Source organism: Roseburia sp. OM02-15, from assembly GCF_003481835.1.
GTDB classification, from domain to species: Bacteria; Bacillota; Clostridia; order Lachnospirales; family Lachnospiraceae; genus Eubacterium_I; species Eubacterium_I ramulus_A.
Genome location: NZ_QULX01000006.1, coordinates 161,731 through 176,262 on the forward strand (window position 1 = coordinate 161,731; position 14,532 = coordinate 176,262).

Below are 14,532 nucleotides of genomic sequence, written 5' to 3' on the forward strand. Positions count from 1 at the left end.
TATGGAGTCTCAGAAAAAAACTGTTATCTCACTTAGCCTAAGCTTATGAGATATTATTCGTTTTTCACGTCCCATGTCACAGGTAAACTCCCAGTTTCGATTTATATTAGTGTACGAGATATTACAAAAAACAGTGATTTCTCAAATTCAAGAGAAAAGTTCCACGGTGAGTATTAATGTTGTTCCTGCATATATCCAATATAACCTTCTGTCGTATCATGCATCATAAAATAGAAAAATTTTCTTCCAAGATTTTCAGCCATTATTTCAGATGGTGAAATATCTGGACAAGCTCCAGCAACAGGTGATACATAATATTCCTCGGGTACAACATCGCATTTCCTTACAGTGGTATTGGTTACAGTTTCAGCAAACAGGTCATATACTGCATTAAGAGAAGTATTATTCAATGTATCTACAAGCACGTTTCCATTATCATTTATACAATTATGTTCCTTTAACAAATCATAAGCTTTCTGGGTACGATCTGCTACGTAACCATTTTTCTTCTTTTCTCTGTCATACCTGGTTACCGGTCCTACTGCCGTTATCAGCCAATCCGTTTTTAATACATATCCTGTTTTCTTAACTTCTTTTGTAGTATTTTTCCATGAATCTTTTAAAAATCGTTCCATGCTGTTATAGTTAAATTCAAACTGAAAACTATTGTTGATATAGGAAATCTTTTTCATGGCCAGCAGTAATTCCTTTTTCGTTTTTAAGGCGTTTATATTACCAAAATTGAAAAAGTTTACAAAACCGGATACTGGACACATATTGGTATATGCACCATTAAGATAAAATACATAACCATTTTGAACCGAACTTAAATTTCCTTGTTTGGTAAGCTGATATGGATTCGTCAGACTGCCAGCTTCACCATCAGAGATATTTTTATTATAGCAGTCATTTAATCTCAATTCCAACCTGCTTTCAAATGTTTTAAACAACTGATTATCAATCATCTGCATCTTATTTTTAAAAGAATTATTTACTTTTTCCAAAACAATAACAGCATCATAGGTTGTGACATACTTTACAATTTCGCCAATGGCAAGATCAATATAATGTGTGCGGATATCCTTTATCCGTGTTGTATATTCCCAGTTGTTTGATTTTTCTGATTTTCTGTATTTATCTATTTTTTTCAAAAGGGAATAATAATCAATGCCATTAATAATATTAAGGCTTCTTTTTTCTATTACTTTGCCGTTTTTATCAAAAAGCACACAATATAATAAATCATAGATACTACGTGAAATAGAAAGAACAGCTTTTCCAGCTTCTTGAATCTCTTCTTTTGTTTCCTCATTGATCATGTTATATCCATAATTCAATACATCAGCATTTTTGGTGTAAATAATCCGAATCAGGAATTTTTCTTTGGTATATTTTGCGCTTTTTATAAAATTCATCCATGCAGTTTTTGTACGAACAAATGGAAGTTCTTCCAGTGCTTCTTTGGAAAGTTCTTCTTTTGATACATACCCCTGATAATAATTATATATTTCCATATAAATATCATTCAGAATCTGTTCCCCATTTTTATCCCATCTATTTACCAAGATGGAACCTTTTTTATGAGTTATTTTTCTTTCATAAACAGCTTTTCTATACTGAAAAGAAGGTGCGCCGTTTAAGTGGATCACTGGATTTTTAAAATTTTCTTCTGAAAGTAGATATTCTAATGTTTTCACATAACTGTCTGGATTTTTTTTATTTTTGTAAAGGTCACGATGTGAAATCTGGAATAAAAGCATAGCACCATCTTCCACCAATGAGTTAATCTGATTTTCATCTACATCCAGCCAGGAATAATACGCTGCTTTGGTATCGCAATAAGCACAAAATTCTAACCATGAAGAATAATCTTCAGGTGCTTTAAAATTCCAATTGACATTGGCATAACTCACAGTTAATGGTAAAATTTGCTGCGCCAGACGAATAGTTTCAACTTCCCAGTAGCGCCGTTCCTCTTCTGTGCAAAGATGTTTTTTTACTGCATCCTGTGTCTTCAACCCTTTCTCATTTGCTTCATATAATTCACGTGAAATTTTTACAGGATATTTCATGTCCTGCTTGGTACCACTCCACTCACAATAGTCAATGTCCGCTTCAAACATTTTTTTGACACTGATCTTTCCATTTGACTGTCCAAACATTCTTTTCGGTAATTCATTTTTCATTCCATTTGAACCTTTTTTTACAGTCAACACAGAATAATTTGATTTTCCCGTTAATAAGGAATCTGCTGAAATTGAATTTCCCGGAAGAAGTGTTGCAAAAAAATATCGGTTATCTTTTTGAAGAATAAGGTTTTTACCGACATCAATTTTGTCTACACCATTCCACCATTTTGCTATTGTCTTCTGAGCTGATCCAAAAAATGTTTCAGTTGTGGCACCTTTCGCTGTATCAGCAGGTTTTCTGGTTACATAGTTTCGTACCAGATTCAGTGCTTTTTTAGCTGTTGTAAAGCACTCCAGCTGTTTATTTAAGTCTTCATAGAATAAAATATCCGCCTGTTCAGACTCTGCACCCCTTGCGATAAGCTGCACTACATGTCGGAAATCATTGATGGACTCCAGGTAATCTTTAATAATTTTCTTATTTACTTTACTGTGAAAATCACCAAATTTGATCAGTCCAGATTTATCAAATAATTCTTTTTTACTCAATACTCTTTTATACAGCAGTTCCAGTTCATGAATGTACAGAGATTTAACATCACTTTTACAGATTACAGAAAGTTCTTCCAATGAATATTGTATATTTCCAGATCCTACAATACTTCTGGCATTGATGATATTTTTCTCAATTTTTTTTCGTTCACTTTGTTTTGAAACTGTTTCCAGCTCGTTGGTCCTTTGCACAATATAATTTTTTTCCAATAATTCAGGATATGTATTGTGGTCTTTTATGCAAAGATGTGAAAGGGTATGAACATCATTACCTATCACAAAAATCCCATCGCCAGTCGTTTCCTTTAAGAGGAGAATAATATCCAGTAATTTTTTGGTTGGTACTTTGCCATTTAATTCCCTGAATAATATACGTACCTCTTCATCAGAATCAAGGTGTTCAATCGAAAATACTTTTTCTGCAGGATAGAGAATCTGTTTATCCAATTTTTTCAATGTCCTGAAAAATGAGCCTGTATAGGTATGATCATTACGATTTTTTATATTTTCTTCATTGACACACATATTAAATCCTTTTACCCGAGTCCCATCTGGATAGAAAATACCGCTGATCATAAGATTGTAATAGTCAATTCCTTCCTGTGTTAGAATCTTTGCATAGTAATCAGCATATTGAAAAGATGACAGATCCGGGAAATTTTTCTCTAACTCAGAAAATACCTGTGATTTCATAAAAAGCTGAATGTTAGCTATATTATTGCAGTAACACTCAAAATTTTCCATGATTCGCTTCCCAACCGTATTTAAAGCTGTTAATCGTGTATTCATAAATTTTTTCAACAACACTGCACAACCGGTAACATTTTCCATAATTTCCTGATATTCCATATAGTTAGGATCACCGACCAAATGTGTGTCTACGTATTTTTTTATACCTTCAAATAATTTAGCTGAAATCAAATCCTTTTCTTTTACCGGACAAACCGATAAGAAAGCAGCATGAAATATTTTCTGAATCTCTGTAATATCTTTTTGATAATTTTTCACGACAACTCTATGTTTTTCCGCAGATAGTTCCTTATCGCTTGTGAAACGATAATCTGCTTCCAGTTTCGTGAAATCTATATAATAATCACTACCCGGTTGTCCCATTAAAAAAAGAGCTTCACGGATATAGTGCTTATAAAACAAATCAATCAATGGTTTCACTGTATCCAGTCGCTCATTTATCTCCTGATCCGTTTTCAACAACTTTTTATCTGTGATTGTCTGTCTGGTTTTCCCTATTGGTTTTAATTCAAAACTCAATACTTTTGTTAATCTCTCTTTTTTTGTTCTTTTCATCTTATTACCTTTCAAAATGCGCATCTTTCTGGGAACATACTTACCTATCAATCAGCTCTTTAGCAGGTACCCATCTTTTTTCCTGTTCATCAAATTGATATAATTCTTCTGCTGATCGGCACAAAAAGCGACAGCCAATCGCATACTCCTCTTTTCTTTCCAATGATTTTATCTGGATAGTTTCAACAATATATATTTCCGATCCATTATCAAAACTAAAGCAAATTCCTTTTTTCATAATATTTTCACCAAATTCGGTCCATGAAGAATGGATAAATTCATTGACTGAATCCGGTAGAACAGTAAAATTTTCCGGATGAAACCCATGTTTTTTGATAAAATCCGTTGCATAATCCATAGCATTGTTTAAAACTTCTAATCTATTCTGGTAAAAATCAATTCTATCCATCAGATAATTTTTTACCCAATCTGCATGAATAGTTATGCATGTGTTCTCTTCCGGACAATTGGTGGTTTCCGCTAAAGATATTTTTCTTTCATTGAAATCTATAATATTTTTTCCCACACTCATACCTCCAGATCTTTAAGATTTCTTCTAAAAAATGTAAACTTTTGCTCCTGAATTACTGTGATTTACTACCATTTTCTGTTCTGTTATCATCTACAAAAAATTTACATCCACGACCTTTGTATCTGCGATAGAAGCTGGTTTCGAATAATCCATCTTCCGGTGCATTACTCATATGGCGTTTACAATCAGTACTGCCACATTTTTCAAATTCACAAAACCGCATTTTCGTTCCCTCCCTCGAGATTCTTTTTTATTTTCTCTTTTTTAATCGGTAGCTTTAATACTGATCAGCCGTTTCTATCTTCCCATTTACAGCAACTTCCTGAAATGTATATGAGATATAGAATTTTTGTTTTTCATCATAAAATCTCATATAATGTGGCAGGATATTCACTAATTTTAACTTCCTTTTGGTTTTATTATCTTTATGATAGCTGTCAGTATCAGACTGCTCTCCCATTGTAAAGACTGTTCCAATAGGTATAGCCTTCAGAAATTGTATTTGATGAAACAATCTCTGAATATGTAAATCTTTATCATTTTGTTTTTCTGTCATTCTGCTTCTCCGATCTTGATTAAAAGCCTATGATAAGCCATTTATATTTTCTTCTTGCTAGTAAAAATCATTTTATTCTTCCAGTTTTTTACGGAACTTTGACATGTTTTTATCACCAGCGATTTTCCGATATACTTCACACCAGTCTGAATTTTCAAATGCTGTGTTAATATCCTCACCTTCCAGATACGAATTTAGAATTTTAATATCATTGTCTGGAAGGACTCCGTTTAATCCTTTCCCGATTTGATTACGGCATTTGACAATCTTACGAAGTGTAAAACTGTCTATATGACCATACTGACATAAATCTTTTGCCAACATCATATCGCTATACAGTTCAAGAAATTTTTCTTTACATCCGTTTTCTTCATATTGTGCATACAGGGCATTGCATATCATTACCAGATCATCTGCACTCAATTCTGCCGTTACAGAACCTTCATTTTTAGTAATATTTAGTATATTCATCCGTATCCTCTCTCTTTGACATATATTTTCTGCTAATAATAAATACGAAATGGCATCCCTGTTTCGCAACAAGAATGCCATAGAAATATAATTTTATTTTGGGGTGTAAATATTAATTGCAGAATCCTGATAGATCAGATCATAATTACCGGTAAGATTTAGATAAGTGTTTAATTGCTCTGCTTTCATGCATACGAAACAATCAAAATCATATTTTTCAATAATATCTGCAATGTGGTCCGCATCAGTCATATCTATCGTAAGATCCTTAAAGTCATTTAGGATTTCACCTTGATACATATCTCCTCTGCCGTCTATGAATACATCAAAATCATTATAGATCAGCTCACCGCCGAGATCATAATGATTATACATCCGCTTACATCCAGTGTCTTTTAATACCTGAATTGCTTCCTGTGACAATACAGAATCCTTCATGCCCTGATATGATCTGATATTTATTCCAAACAGGCAGATGACTAAGAGCGGCAGCAGAATCCCCAGTATTTTCTTGGAATTTTTGACACTGTTATATATTCTGGATTCCATCATAAGTTTTGGAATGTAATGAAATACAAAAAAAGCCGATGCGATCACAAAATAAAAAGAAAAACGATAACTTCTCATAAATAAATAGAAAAGCGCCAGAAACAATAATAAATCATGCAATCGTATGTTTTTCTTTGTAGTGATCATACTGATTATAGTGATCACAACCATGATAAAACAGATTAAGTGGGAAAACTGTTTTACATCCGGCGCAAACCATTCACTTACAAGCTGCATAGGAACTTGATCTCCCATAAGATTAAATACGAACGAAAAAATATGGTAAGTATTCGGATTTATCAGCATGTAGAGAACACTTGCACCAGATACAGAAATAAGTTTTACCCATCTTTTCATTGGTAGAACTGTTGTTTCGATTCTTCCAAATGGTATCTGGATACGTGTGGATATAATGAATACACCCAACGTAATATACCCTAATGTAGCCATTCCACCATGAAGATTTGCCCACAGGACAAAAATCACTGGAATCAGATAAAGCAGTTTTGTATCCTTTTGAAGATATTGATATAGGATCTGCAACAAAAAGAAAAACAAAAATCCACTAAACAACTGCGGTCTTGGTGTGACTGCCATGAATATAATGATTGCTGCTAATAATGAGTAGAATCCGGTGAATAACATATTTTTTTTCAGATATACCTTATTTTGATAAGCGATCAGAATGACCAATCCCATTCCCATTAACATGCACATAATGTAAATGGCTCTATTCCCTCCCAGTAAATAAACCAGATAGAAAATAACTTCGCTTAACCATTCATGGGATGTCCAATAGAGTCCGGCTTCCTGCGCGGACCAGGAAAATATGCCAGATACCGGTACAGTTTTATTTTTTGCAATATATTCACCAATCTTTACATGCCAAAAATAATCATTAGCGGTCAAGTTATTTGATAACAAAATAAATAACAGAAAAATCGTCATTGCTGCGAATAATATTGCATTTTCTGTATTTTTAGATATTTGAATTTTTTTTACCATAATAGTTTTTCCTTACCCTAAGCATTATGTATAAGAACGTGAAGTGATTTCTCGGATCAACATTACAAAAATTATGATGGATCATCACTTGGATAACTTTCCTCAGAAGGCAAACCTCCAGTGGTATTTTTCTTTAAGATGTCCTCTTTTGTCGGCAATGAGGTAACACGCCGTTTCACTGCATCCATTTGTTTCCTTAAATTCTCATAATCTTCCAAGCCATTACAAGCCTCAACTGCACTCTCTCCATCACTTAACAATTTCTGGGTATATTCCCCATAAACAGTCCGCTGTCCTAATTGATTAATGTACCAATCCGCAAGCCGGACTTTTGATGTATTATAAATTTCCAGAGATTTTTCATAAGAAGCCTGCGCATCTACAACTTCTTGCTCATTTTTTAAATTTTCCTGCTCTGCTGCCTCTTGCTCAATTGCCTTTTGCCAACTGTCTTTTATCTCTGTCGTGAACGTTTCGTATTTTCTGGCAGCACGATCATATAAAGACGTTTTCTTATTTGCATCATTTACCAGTTCAATCTTATTCAACACATCCTGATACCGTGCATCAAGATTTCTTGCTTCATCTGTAGATTGGATCATATAACTTTCAAATTCAGATACAGCACTTTCAGCAGCAGCAGTGTTTTTCTTTTCTGCTTCCGCTTTTTGATGTTTTTCATATTTTTCTTCCAACTGATCAGAACAGTAATCCCATCCGTCTGGACGTGACCAGTAAATGTTATCTGAATAATCTACATTGGTTTTGTCTGTTCCATTTGTCAGCTTTATCGTATTTGGAACTGTAAACTCTTCCTTTGCAAGATTGTTATGAATGTCATTCATAAAATTACTCCAGATCTGCGCCGGATATGTATTACCATACAAGCCGTCTACAGATTGAGGCGTATCATATCCGGTCCATACTACGGTAGTGTAATAAGCGGAAAATCCACAAAACCACGCATCCTTATTATTGTTTGTGGTACCTGTTTTTCCAGCATATACCTGATTATCGTTTACATATTCATGAGCAGTTCCATATTCCTGTTGAAATACCCCTTCCATCATATCTGTAAGCAGGAAAGCAGTATCTGCCAAATATACTTCCTCTTCTGTCTTACTTTTATCGTCCGGAAGTTCATATATAGTTTTACCGATCTTATCTACAATTTTAGTCAGACAAGTGTTGGTGGAATACTTTCCACCATTGGCTATCGTTGCATATCCTCTTGCCATATCCGCAACCGTAACTCCATTTGTAAATCCGCCAATTGACACGGAATCTGCTGTCTCATCTGCATATGACAAACTTGAAAAATGTAATTTATCCAAATAAGTCAGTCCTTGATCTGCTTTTAAATATAACTGGACTGCAATCGTATTGATAGATTTGGCCAATGCATCCCGAACTGAAACTGGTCCGCTGAAAGATCCACTTGCATTTTTCGGTTCCCACCCATTTATATTAAGCGGTTCATCATTCAGAACCTCTTGTGGAGTAGTTACCCCTTCATTCATAGCCGGTCCATAATCCAATATGGGTTTTATGGCACTTCCTGGTTGCCTTTTAGACTGATATCCACGGTTAAAAGCATTATTATCTTCTCTGCCACCAACAATGGCAACTACAAGTTGTGTTTCGTTATCAATGCAGACAGCTCCACCTTGCATTTCATATAGTCCATCTTCTCCCTGATTTGTAAAATCTTTTAGGCCATCAGACAAGTATGACTGCAGTTTGTTTTGCATTTCGGAATTTAATGAAGTGTATATTTTATAGCCACCTTCCCGAACTGCCTCATATACTTCAGAATATTTCTCATCATACTGTTTTTCGTAGGCTTCATATTCCTCAGATGAATCGAAGGTGTATTGGGATTTAAAGTCCTCCTGTGCCATCAATTCCAATACAGTACAATGTAAGGCATAAGAAAACAGATATGAATTTGATTCTACATTTGTTGTTTTCTGTACAATTTTCGGTTCTTCAGCCATTGCCGAATCATATTCATCCTGTGTAATATAATTTTCATTCAGCATATTTTTCAAAACAGATTCTTTTTTCTGCATGGAAAGTTTGTAATTTATGACTGGATTGTAATTATTAGGGGAATTTGAAGTTCCAACCAGAGTTGCCGCTTCTGCCAGTGACATCTCCTCTGCCCTTTTACCAAAATAATACTCACTGGCTCCCTCTATTCCATAGCATCCATTACCGTAATAGCAGCTATTACAATATGCTTCCATAATCTGTGCTTTATCATATCTTTTTTCCAGATCAAGTGCCAATAAGATCTCCAGTGCTTTCCGTTTAAACGTTTTTTCTTGTGACAGCAGATTATTTTTTACCACCTGCTGTGTGATCGTGCTGCCACCCTGCGTAATTTCGCCATTTTTCTTGATCAGGGTTATTCCAGCTTTCACAATTCTTTTCAAGTTAATACCGTTATGATAAGGAAATTCTTTGTCTTCCTGTGCAATATAACCATTTGTAACATACGGAACATTATCTACTGATATATATTCGTAATGTTCATTGCCAACACGACCTATAAGATTACCTGCTGCATCATATATTTCGGTATTACCTGCCCGGATAAAGGTATCTTCTGACATAGTGCTTAGGATCTGATATTCCTGCGTTTTCAAATCCTGATATACCGGCAACAGCTTATGGATCATAAATCCACAAGCAATTAGAAACAGTAAAAATATAACCAAGAAAATTCTTCGCATGAATTTCCTGCGTTTTTTCCTTTTCTCTTTTCTTCTGATCTTTTTATCAGCTTTTGATAATGTTTCATGTTCAATACTCATAAATAAATCCTTTCGTCCTAAATATGGAACCTGAAGAACACATATATTTTGTTAAATATGTTAGTAGTTCCTATTTTTCACGCTGTTTGTCGCCTATGCTCTAATTACTAAATTCAGAACGTTTTTCGCAATCAATATTGCTATTTAGGTAAAAACACATTCATAATCCTTATTTTGAGCATGAAAAAGCGGTTACAATACATAAATACTGCAACCGCCAAATTTCTAAATCGTATTCATTTTTCACTGGAATCCAAAAATTGTTTTATTTCAGCCAAATCCTCTGGTGTTAGTTTCCCACTCTCTTGTAATGCATTCAAAAAATCTTCACCATTAAATGTATCATAGTATTCGAAGAAATCTTTGAGTTCATGGATTGTAAATTCTTCTTGCGTGACTTCTGGATAATACAGAAAAACTCTTCCTGCTCGCTCAAATCGAAGATATTTTTTCACTACTAACTTTGCCAGATAGGTAGAAATGGTTTGTGGTTTCCAATCTGTGCCATATCTGTTATTTACTGTCTGCACCAATTCTGCTAATGCCATAGGATGATCTGTACACCAGATAGACATCATGACTTTTTTCTCTATCGGTGTAATCGTTTTTTTCAACATTCATTTACCCTCTCTTTTGATTCATTATTCAATTATACTATATTCATCGGTGATTGGGCAACCCTTGAAATGCTTTACATAATGATCAATCACTCCTTTTCTTCCCCTCACACGTATGGGGACTGCTGAATTATCGGCAAGGATAAAATTATCTGTAATATCTATAATATAATTCATATTTACTAAATAGCTCTGACTACAGCGCAGAAAATTTTTGTCATTAATAATTTTTTCTATATCCCCCAATTTTCCGTATGTATGTATGTATTTCTCTCCCATCTGATAAGTGTACCAAAATACTATGCTTATTACTTTCTATATACATAATATCATCTACAGCAACAAAAATATCTTTTCTCATGCTTTTGAAAGCAATACGTCTCTTTTTCTGCTGCAGTAAAAGGCGCTTAACTATGGTTGTGACTTTATCCTGCTTATATGGTTTTAAAATGTAACCCGTTGCACCAATATCATATCCCGCAATCGCATATTTTTCTGTGTTTGCCTGTAATACGATCTGTGCTTTGCTTTTAAGGTTTCTTAGTTTACGAGCAACATCCAGACCATTTGCCAATCCCAGATTTATCTCCAAAAACAAAACATCGATTGTGATGTAGCCTTCTTCTACATCCTCAATTAGTGCTTTATACGAATTATACCCATGGAAATTTGCGTTTATCTTATATTCGAAACAAAGCATTTGAACGATTTGTTTCAATATCTTTCGTTGCTGTTCTGAAATGTCACAAATTACTATCTCTAACATGTCATCTCCTGTACTATGCTATCAAAAGCTGCGTTTCTCCATAATTATATGGAACGTTTTTAATCTGTGTTACCCGGTTACTGATCAGTTCCGTCCGGAACATATCTTTTAACTTTGTTCCATTATTCCATCCATGGATAACCGTGACGGTAAAAGAACCTCGGATTGCTACAATAATATTGTGTACAAAGCGTTTTGCGTCTTTTCTACTCATTGCATGAACATCTACATACACATTTTTTCCAGTTTCTTCTTCTACGATATTGATTCGGCTAAGTTCCTCCTTAGTGAAAATTAATTCTAACATTTGTCTGCCTCCTTATTATTTTCTTCGTATGTTAATTCCTCTGCGTTTCAATTCGTTCAACAACTCTTCTGTCAATCTGTCGATAATTGTATTTATCAAGAATGACGAACCACATATTATCCCCTTCCTTATGCTTTATACTTAGTAATACGAATCAACGATAAGATTTTGCAACAAAGAAATTCTAAACATTCTATAAACTTGCTTTTTCTTCCATTATAAACAAGATGTATATTTTTTAGATTTTAATAGTTTTTTAATAATTTTATGTTAAAATATTGTTGTGAAATATTGCTTTCAAAACGTATAAGTATATATAGACCAAAACAATATTTCAATAATAAGATGAGGTACGATTTATGAAGAGAAAGATGTATTTGAAAAAGGCGATTGCAATGGCTGGTGTCGCACTGGCAATCACACTGGCAGCCGGAAATATGTCCGGGGTAAAACTCAATATGCAGGCAGCAGGCGGAAAAGATGTTGTTCGCATGGCAGATGGATGGTACTACACAGAAGATGGTAACGTAGTGCGAACCGATACCATTGCCCACAATTCTAACGGATGGTGGGTAATCCGCAACGGTAAAGTTGATTTCAATTTCAATGGATTTGCCCAGAATGAAAATGGTTGGTGGTACTGTCGTGGCGGTAAAGTTCAATTTGGAACTTATGATGTAATTCAAGGAACTGTAAATGGAGAATCCGGTTGGTGGCACGTTGTTAATGGATGTGTGACATTTGATAACACAGTTGCCAATAATAAAAATGGCTGGTGGCATATCGTAAATGGAAAAGTGGATTTTAATTCTAATACTGTTGCCAAAAATGAAAACGGCTGGTGGGTGATACGTGGCGGTAAGGTTGATTTTAATTATGATGGTATTGCTTCCAATGAAAATGGAACATGGATCATTCATGGTGGTCGTGTATCATTTCAGGATACCGGTATAGTAAAAGCTGGAAACAACTGGTACTACGCAATCGGAGGTGCCGTTCAGAAAATCAATTCCGTAGAATGGAATCAGAATGGTTGGTGGGCAATCCGGGATGGAAAAGTAGATTTCAACTATAATGGACTCCTTGCTAACCGTCGTGGACTCTGGAAGATCACCGGTGGTAAAGTCACTTTCGGTGATAATGGAGTAATTAAAGTCGGAAATGATTGGTACAACGTGCGTGGCAGTGCTGTTGTAAGACAGGAAACTGTGGCTAATAATGCTAATGGTTGGTGGTACTGTGATTCAAACGGAAAAGTAGATTTTAATGCCAATACGGTAGCACAAAACCAGAATGGTTGGTGGGTAATCCAAAATGGAAAAGTCAATTTCGGTTATAATGGACTTGCGTCCAATAAAAATGGAACTTGGAAAATTACCGGTGGTAAAGTTACTTTCCGGGATAACGGAGTAATTAAAGTCGGAAATGATTGGTATAATGTTCGTGGCAGTGCTGTTGTAAAAGGTGCTACTGTTGCTCAGAACGCTAATGGTTGGTGGTACTGTGATGCCAATGGAAAAGTAGATTTTGGATATAACGGATTAGCCTCAAACCAGAACGGAACGTGGGTAATCCAGAACGGAAAAGTGAATTTCGGTTATAACGGAAATTACTCTTTCAATGGAAAAACCTATAATATTATAAATGGATGGGTTAAAAATGAGGTTCATGTTCATGACTACTCTTCTACCGTTACGAAAGAACCTACTTGCACAGAAACTGGAACAAAAACATATAAATGCGACTGTGGAAATACCTATACAGAAACAATCAATAAATTAGACCATCAGTATGTATTAAAGGAAACGGTTGCTCCTACATGCACAAAAGAAGGTTCTGAAACGTATGTATGCAGCCGTTGTAATGATTCTTATACAAAGACCATTGACAAATTATCGCATACTTATAAATTAACAAAGACAACACCTGCAACCTGTACAGAAAACGGGAAGAAAACCTACTCCTGTTCCGTATGTGGTTACTCCTATACAGAAGATGATCCTTCTGTACCGGCAAAAGGACATTCTTATAATAAAGAAGTACGTGTTGAGCCTACTTGTACAACAACTGGTGTATTAGCTTATGTTTGCTCTGACTGCGGGGATGAATATACAGAAACAATCCCAATGAAAAAACATAACTATGAGCTTACAAAGACAGTGGATGCAACCTGTACAGAAAAAGGTGCCAAAATCTACACCTGCTCTGACTGTGATGCATCCTATCAGGAAGAAATTTCTGCAAAGGGACATCACTATGAGCTTACCAAAACGGTTGCTGCAACCTGTGCTGCAGAAGGTTCCGAAACCTATGTTTGCCCGGACTGCGGAGATACTTACACTAAAGTACTTCCGAAAACGGAGGATCATCATACGGTGGAAGTAAAGGAAAAAGTTTATACACCGGATGAAGAGTTGATCTGTGACATTTTTACCTGGTACGATCTGGATATTGTATGCTCCAGTGGAGAAAAGGTTCACGTTCCATCTCCTTCTGGTGATGGCTGGTCAGAATATCGTTCATTAGGATATGACACTCTTGTTCCAGAAGGAATGATGGAATACTTCAATATTTATCTTGAAAAAGCATTACAGCATGTAAAAGAGACAAATTGTGATGGAACATTACATATTGTATGGGATTCCAAAGATAAAATTGGTATTGAAACCTATGATCACTGCAGTGGATGTGGTGCAGAATTTCCTCCTAATTCACAGGAAGGTTATGATCATATTTCTGAATGCCCTCACACATTAAGTCCTGGCGCAAGTATCGGAACATTACACAGACCGATTTATCAGATCAATCATCATGACGAAGAAATCGCCTACAAATTAGAATCTCATTATAAATGCAGCATTTGTGGCAAAGAGAGATTAGATTAAAATTATACAATTGGAGTCCCTATCCGTGAATTATCGCAT

12 protein-coding genes are annotated in these 14,532 nt (G+C 35.1%); 1 reads left to right on the forward strand and 11 read right to left on the reverse strand.

Features of this window, described 5'->3' with window-relative positions; translation table 11 throughout:
* Positions 1 to 173 precede the first annotated feature (173 nt).
* From cas12a to DXB15_RS08205, 11 genes are all read right to left on the reverse strand, one after another.
* Positions 174 to 3,986: a type V CRISPR-associated protein Cas12a/Cpf1 gene (cas12a, locus tag DXB15_RS08160; RefSeq protein ID WP_158582220.1), complete on the reverse strand. Its 3,813-nt coding sequence runs from the start codon at positions 3,984 to 3,986 to the stop codon at positions 174 to 176.
* Between the two features lie 40 nt (positions 3,987 to 4,026).
* Positions 4,027 to 4,512: a hypothetical protein gene (locus tag DXB15_RS08165; protein WP_118702616.1), complete on the reverse strand. Its 486-nt coding sequence runs from the start codon at positions 4,510 to 4,512 to the stop codon at positions 4,027 to 4,029.
* Between the two features lie 58 nt (positions 4,513 to 4,570).
* Positions 4,571 to 4,741, reverse strand: a complete 171-nt coding sequence (locus DXB15_RS16945) for a hypothetical protein (protein ID WP_158582221.1) — start codon at positions 4,739 to 4,741, stop codon at positions 4,571 to 4,573.
* Positions 4,742 to 4,795: 54 nt separating this feature from the next.
* Positions 4,796 to 5,074 carry a hypothetical protein gene (locus tag DXB15_RS08170; RefSeq protein ID WP_118702617.1) on the reverse strand — a complete coding sequence of 93 codons (279 nt, stop codon included), beginning with the start codon at positions 5,072 to 5,074 and terminating at the stop codon, positions 4,796 to 4,798.
* Positions 5,075 to 5,146: 72 nt separating this feature from the next.
* Positions 5,147 to 5,545, reverse strand: a complete 399-nt coding sequence (locus DXB15_RS08175; protein WP_187119652.1) for a hypothetical protein — start codon at positions 5,543 to 5,545, stop codon at positions 5,147 to 5,149.
* A 93-nt stretch (positions 5,546 to 5,638) separates the two neighbouring features.
* The gene (locus DXB15_RS08180) at positions 5,639 to 7,099 is read right to left on the reverse strand and encodes a hypothetical protein (protein WP_118702618.1); all 1,461 of its coding nucleotides are present in this window, start codon (positions 7,097 to 7,099) and stop codon (positions 5,639 to 5,641) included.
* 71 nt (positions 7,100 to 7,170) lie between these two features.
* Entirely contained in the window at positions 7,171 to 9,918 is a 2,748-nt protein-coding gene (locus DXB15_RS08185) for a transglycosylase domain-containing protein (protein ID WP_118702619.1), read from the reverse strand.
* A gap of 236 nt (positions 9,919 to 10,154) precedes the next feature.
* Positions 10,155 to 10,535, reverse strand: a complete 381-nt coding sequence (locus DXB15_RS08190; RefSeq protein ID WP_118702620.1) for a BlaI/MecI/CopY family transcriptional regulator — start codon at positions 10,533 to 10,535, stop codon at positions 10,155 to 10,157.
* 24 nt (positions 10,536 to 10,559) lie between these two features.
* Positions 10,560 to 10,814 carry a LytTR family DNA-binding domain-containing protein gene (locus DXB15_RS17885; RefSeq protein WP_118702621.1) on the reverse strand — a complete coding sequence of 85 codons (255 nt, stop codon included), beginning with the start codon at positions 10,812 to 10,814 and terminating at the stop codon, positions 10,560 to 10,562.
* Positions 10,756 to 11,301: a LytR/AlgR family response regulator transcription factor gene (locus tag DXB15_RS08200; RefSeq protein WP_118702622.1), complete on the reverse strand. Its 546-nt coding sequence runs from the start codon at positions 11,299 to 11,301 to the stop codon at positions 10,756 to 10,758. The genes DXB15_RS17885 and DXB15_RS08200 overlap by 59 nt, the downstream gene beginning before the upstream one ends.
* Before the next feature lie 13 nt (positions 11,302 to 11,314).
* Complete coding sequence (locus tag DXB15_RS08205) at positions 11,315 to 11,608, reverse strand: hypothetical protein (RefSeq protein ID WP_118702623.1); 294 nt, start codon at positions 11,606 to 11,608, stop codon at positions 11,315 to 11,317.
* 359 nt (positions 11,609 to 11,967) lie between these two features.
* Between DXB15_RS08205 and DXB15_RS08210 the strand changes: the two genes are divergently transcribed.
* Positions 11,968 to 14,493, forward strand: coding sequence for a hypothetical protein (locus DXB15_RS08210; RefSeq protein WP_118702624.1), 2,526 nt, complete (start codon positions 11,968 to 11,970; stop codon positions 14,491 to 14,493).
* Positions 14,494 to 14,532 lie beyond the last annotated feature (39 nt).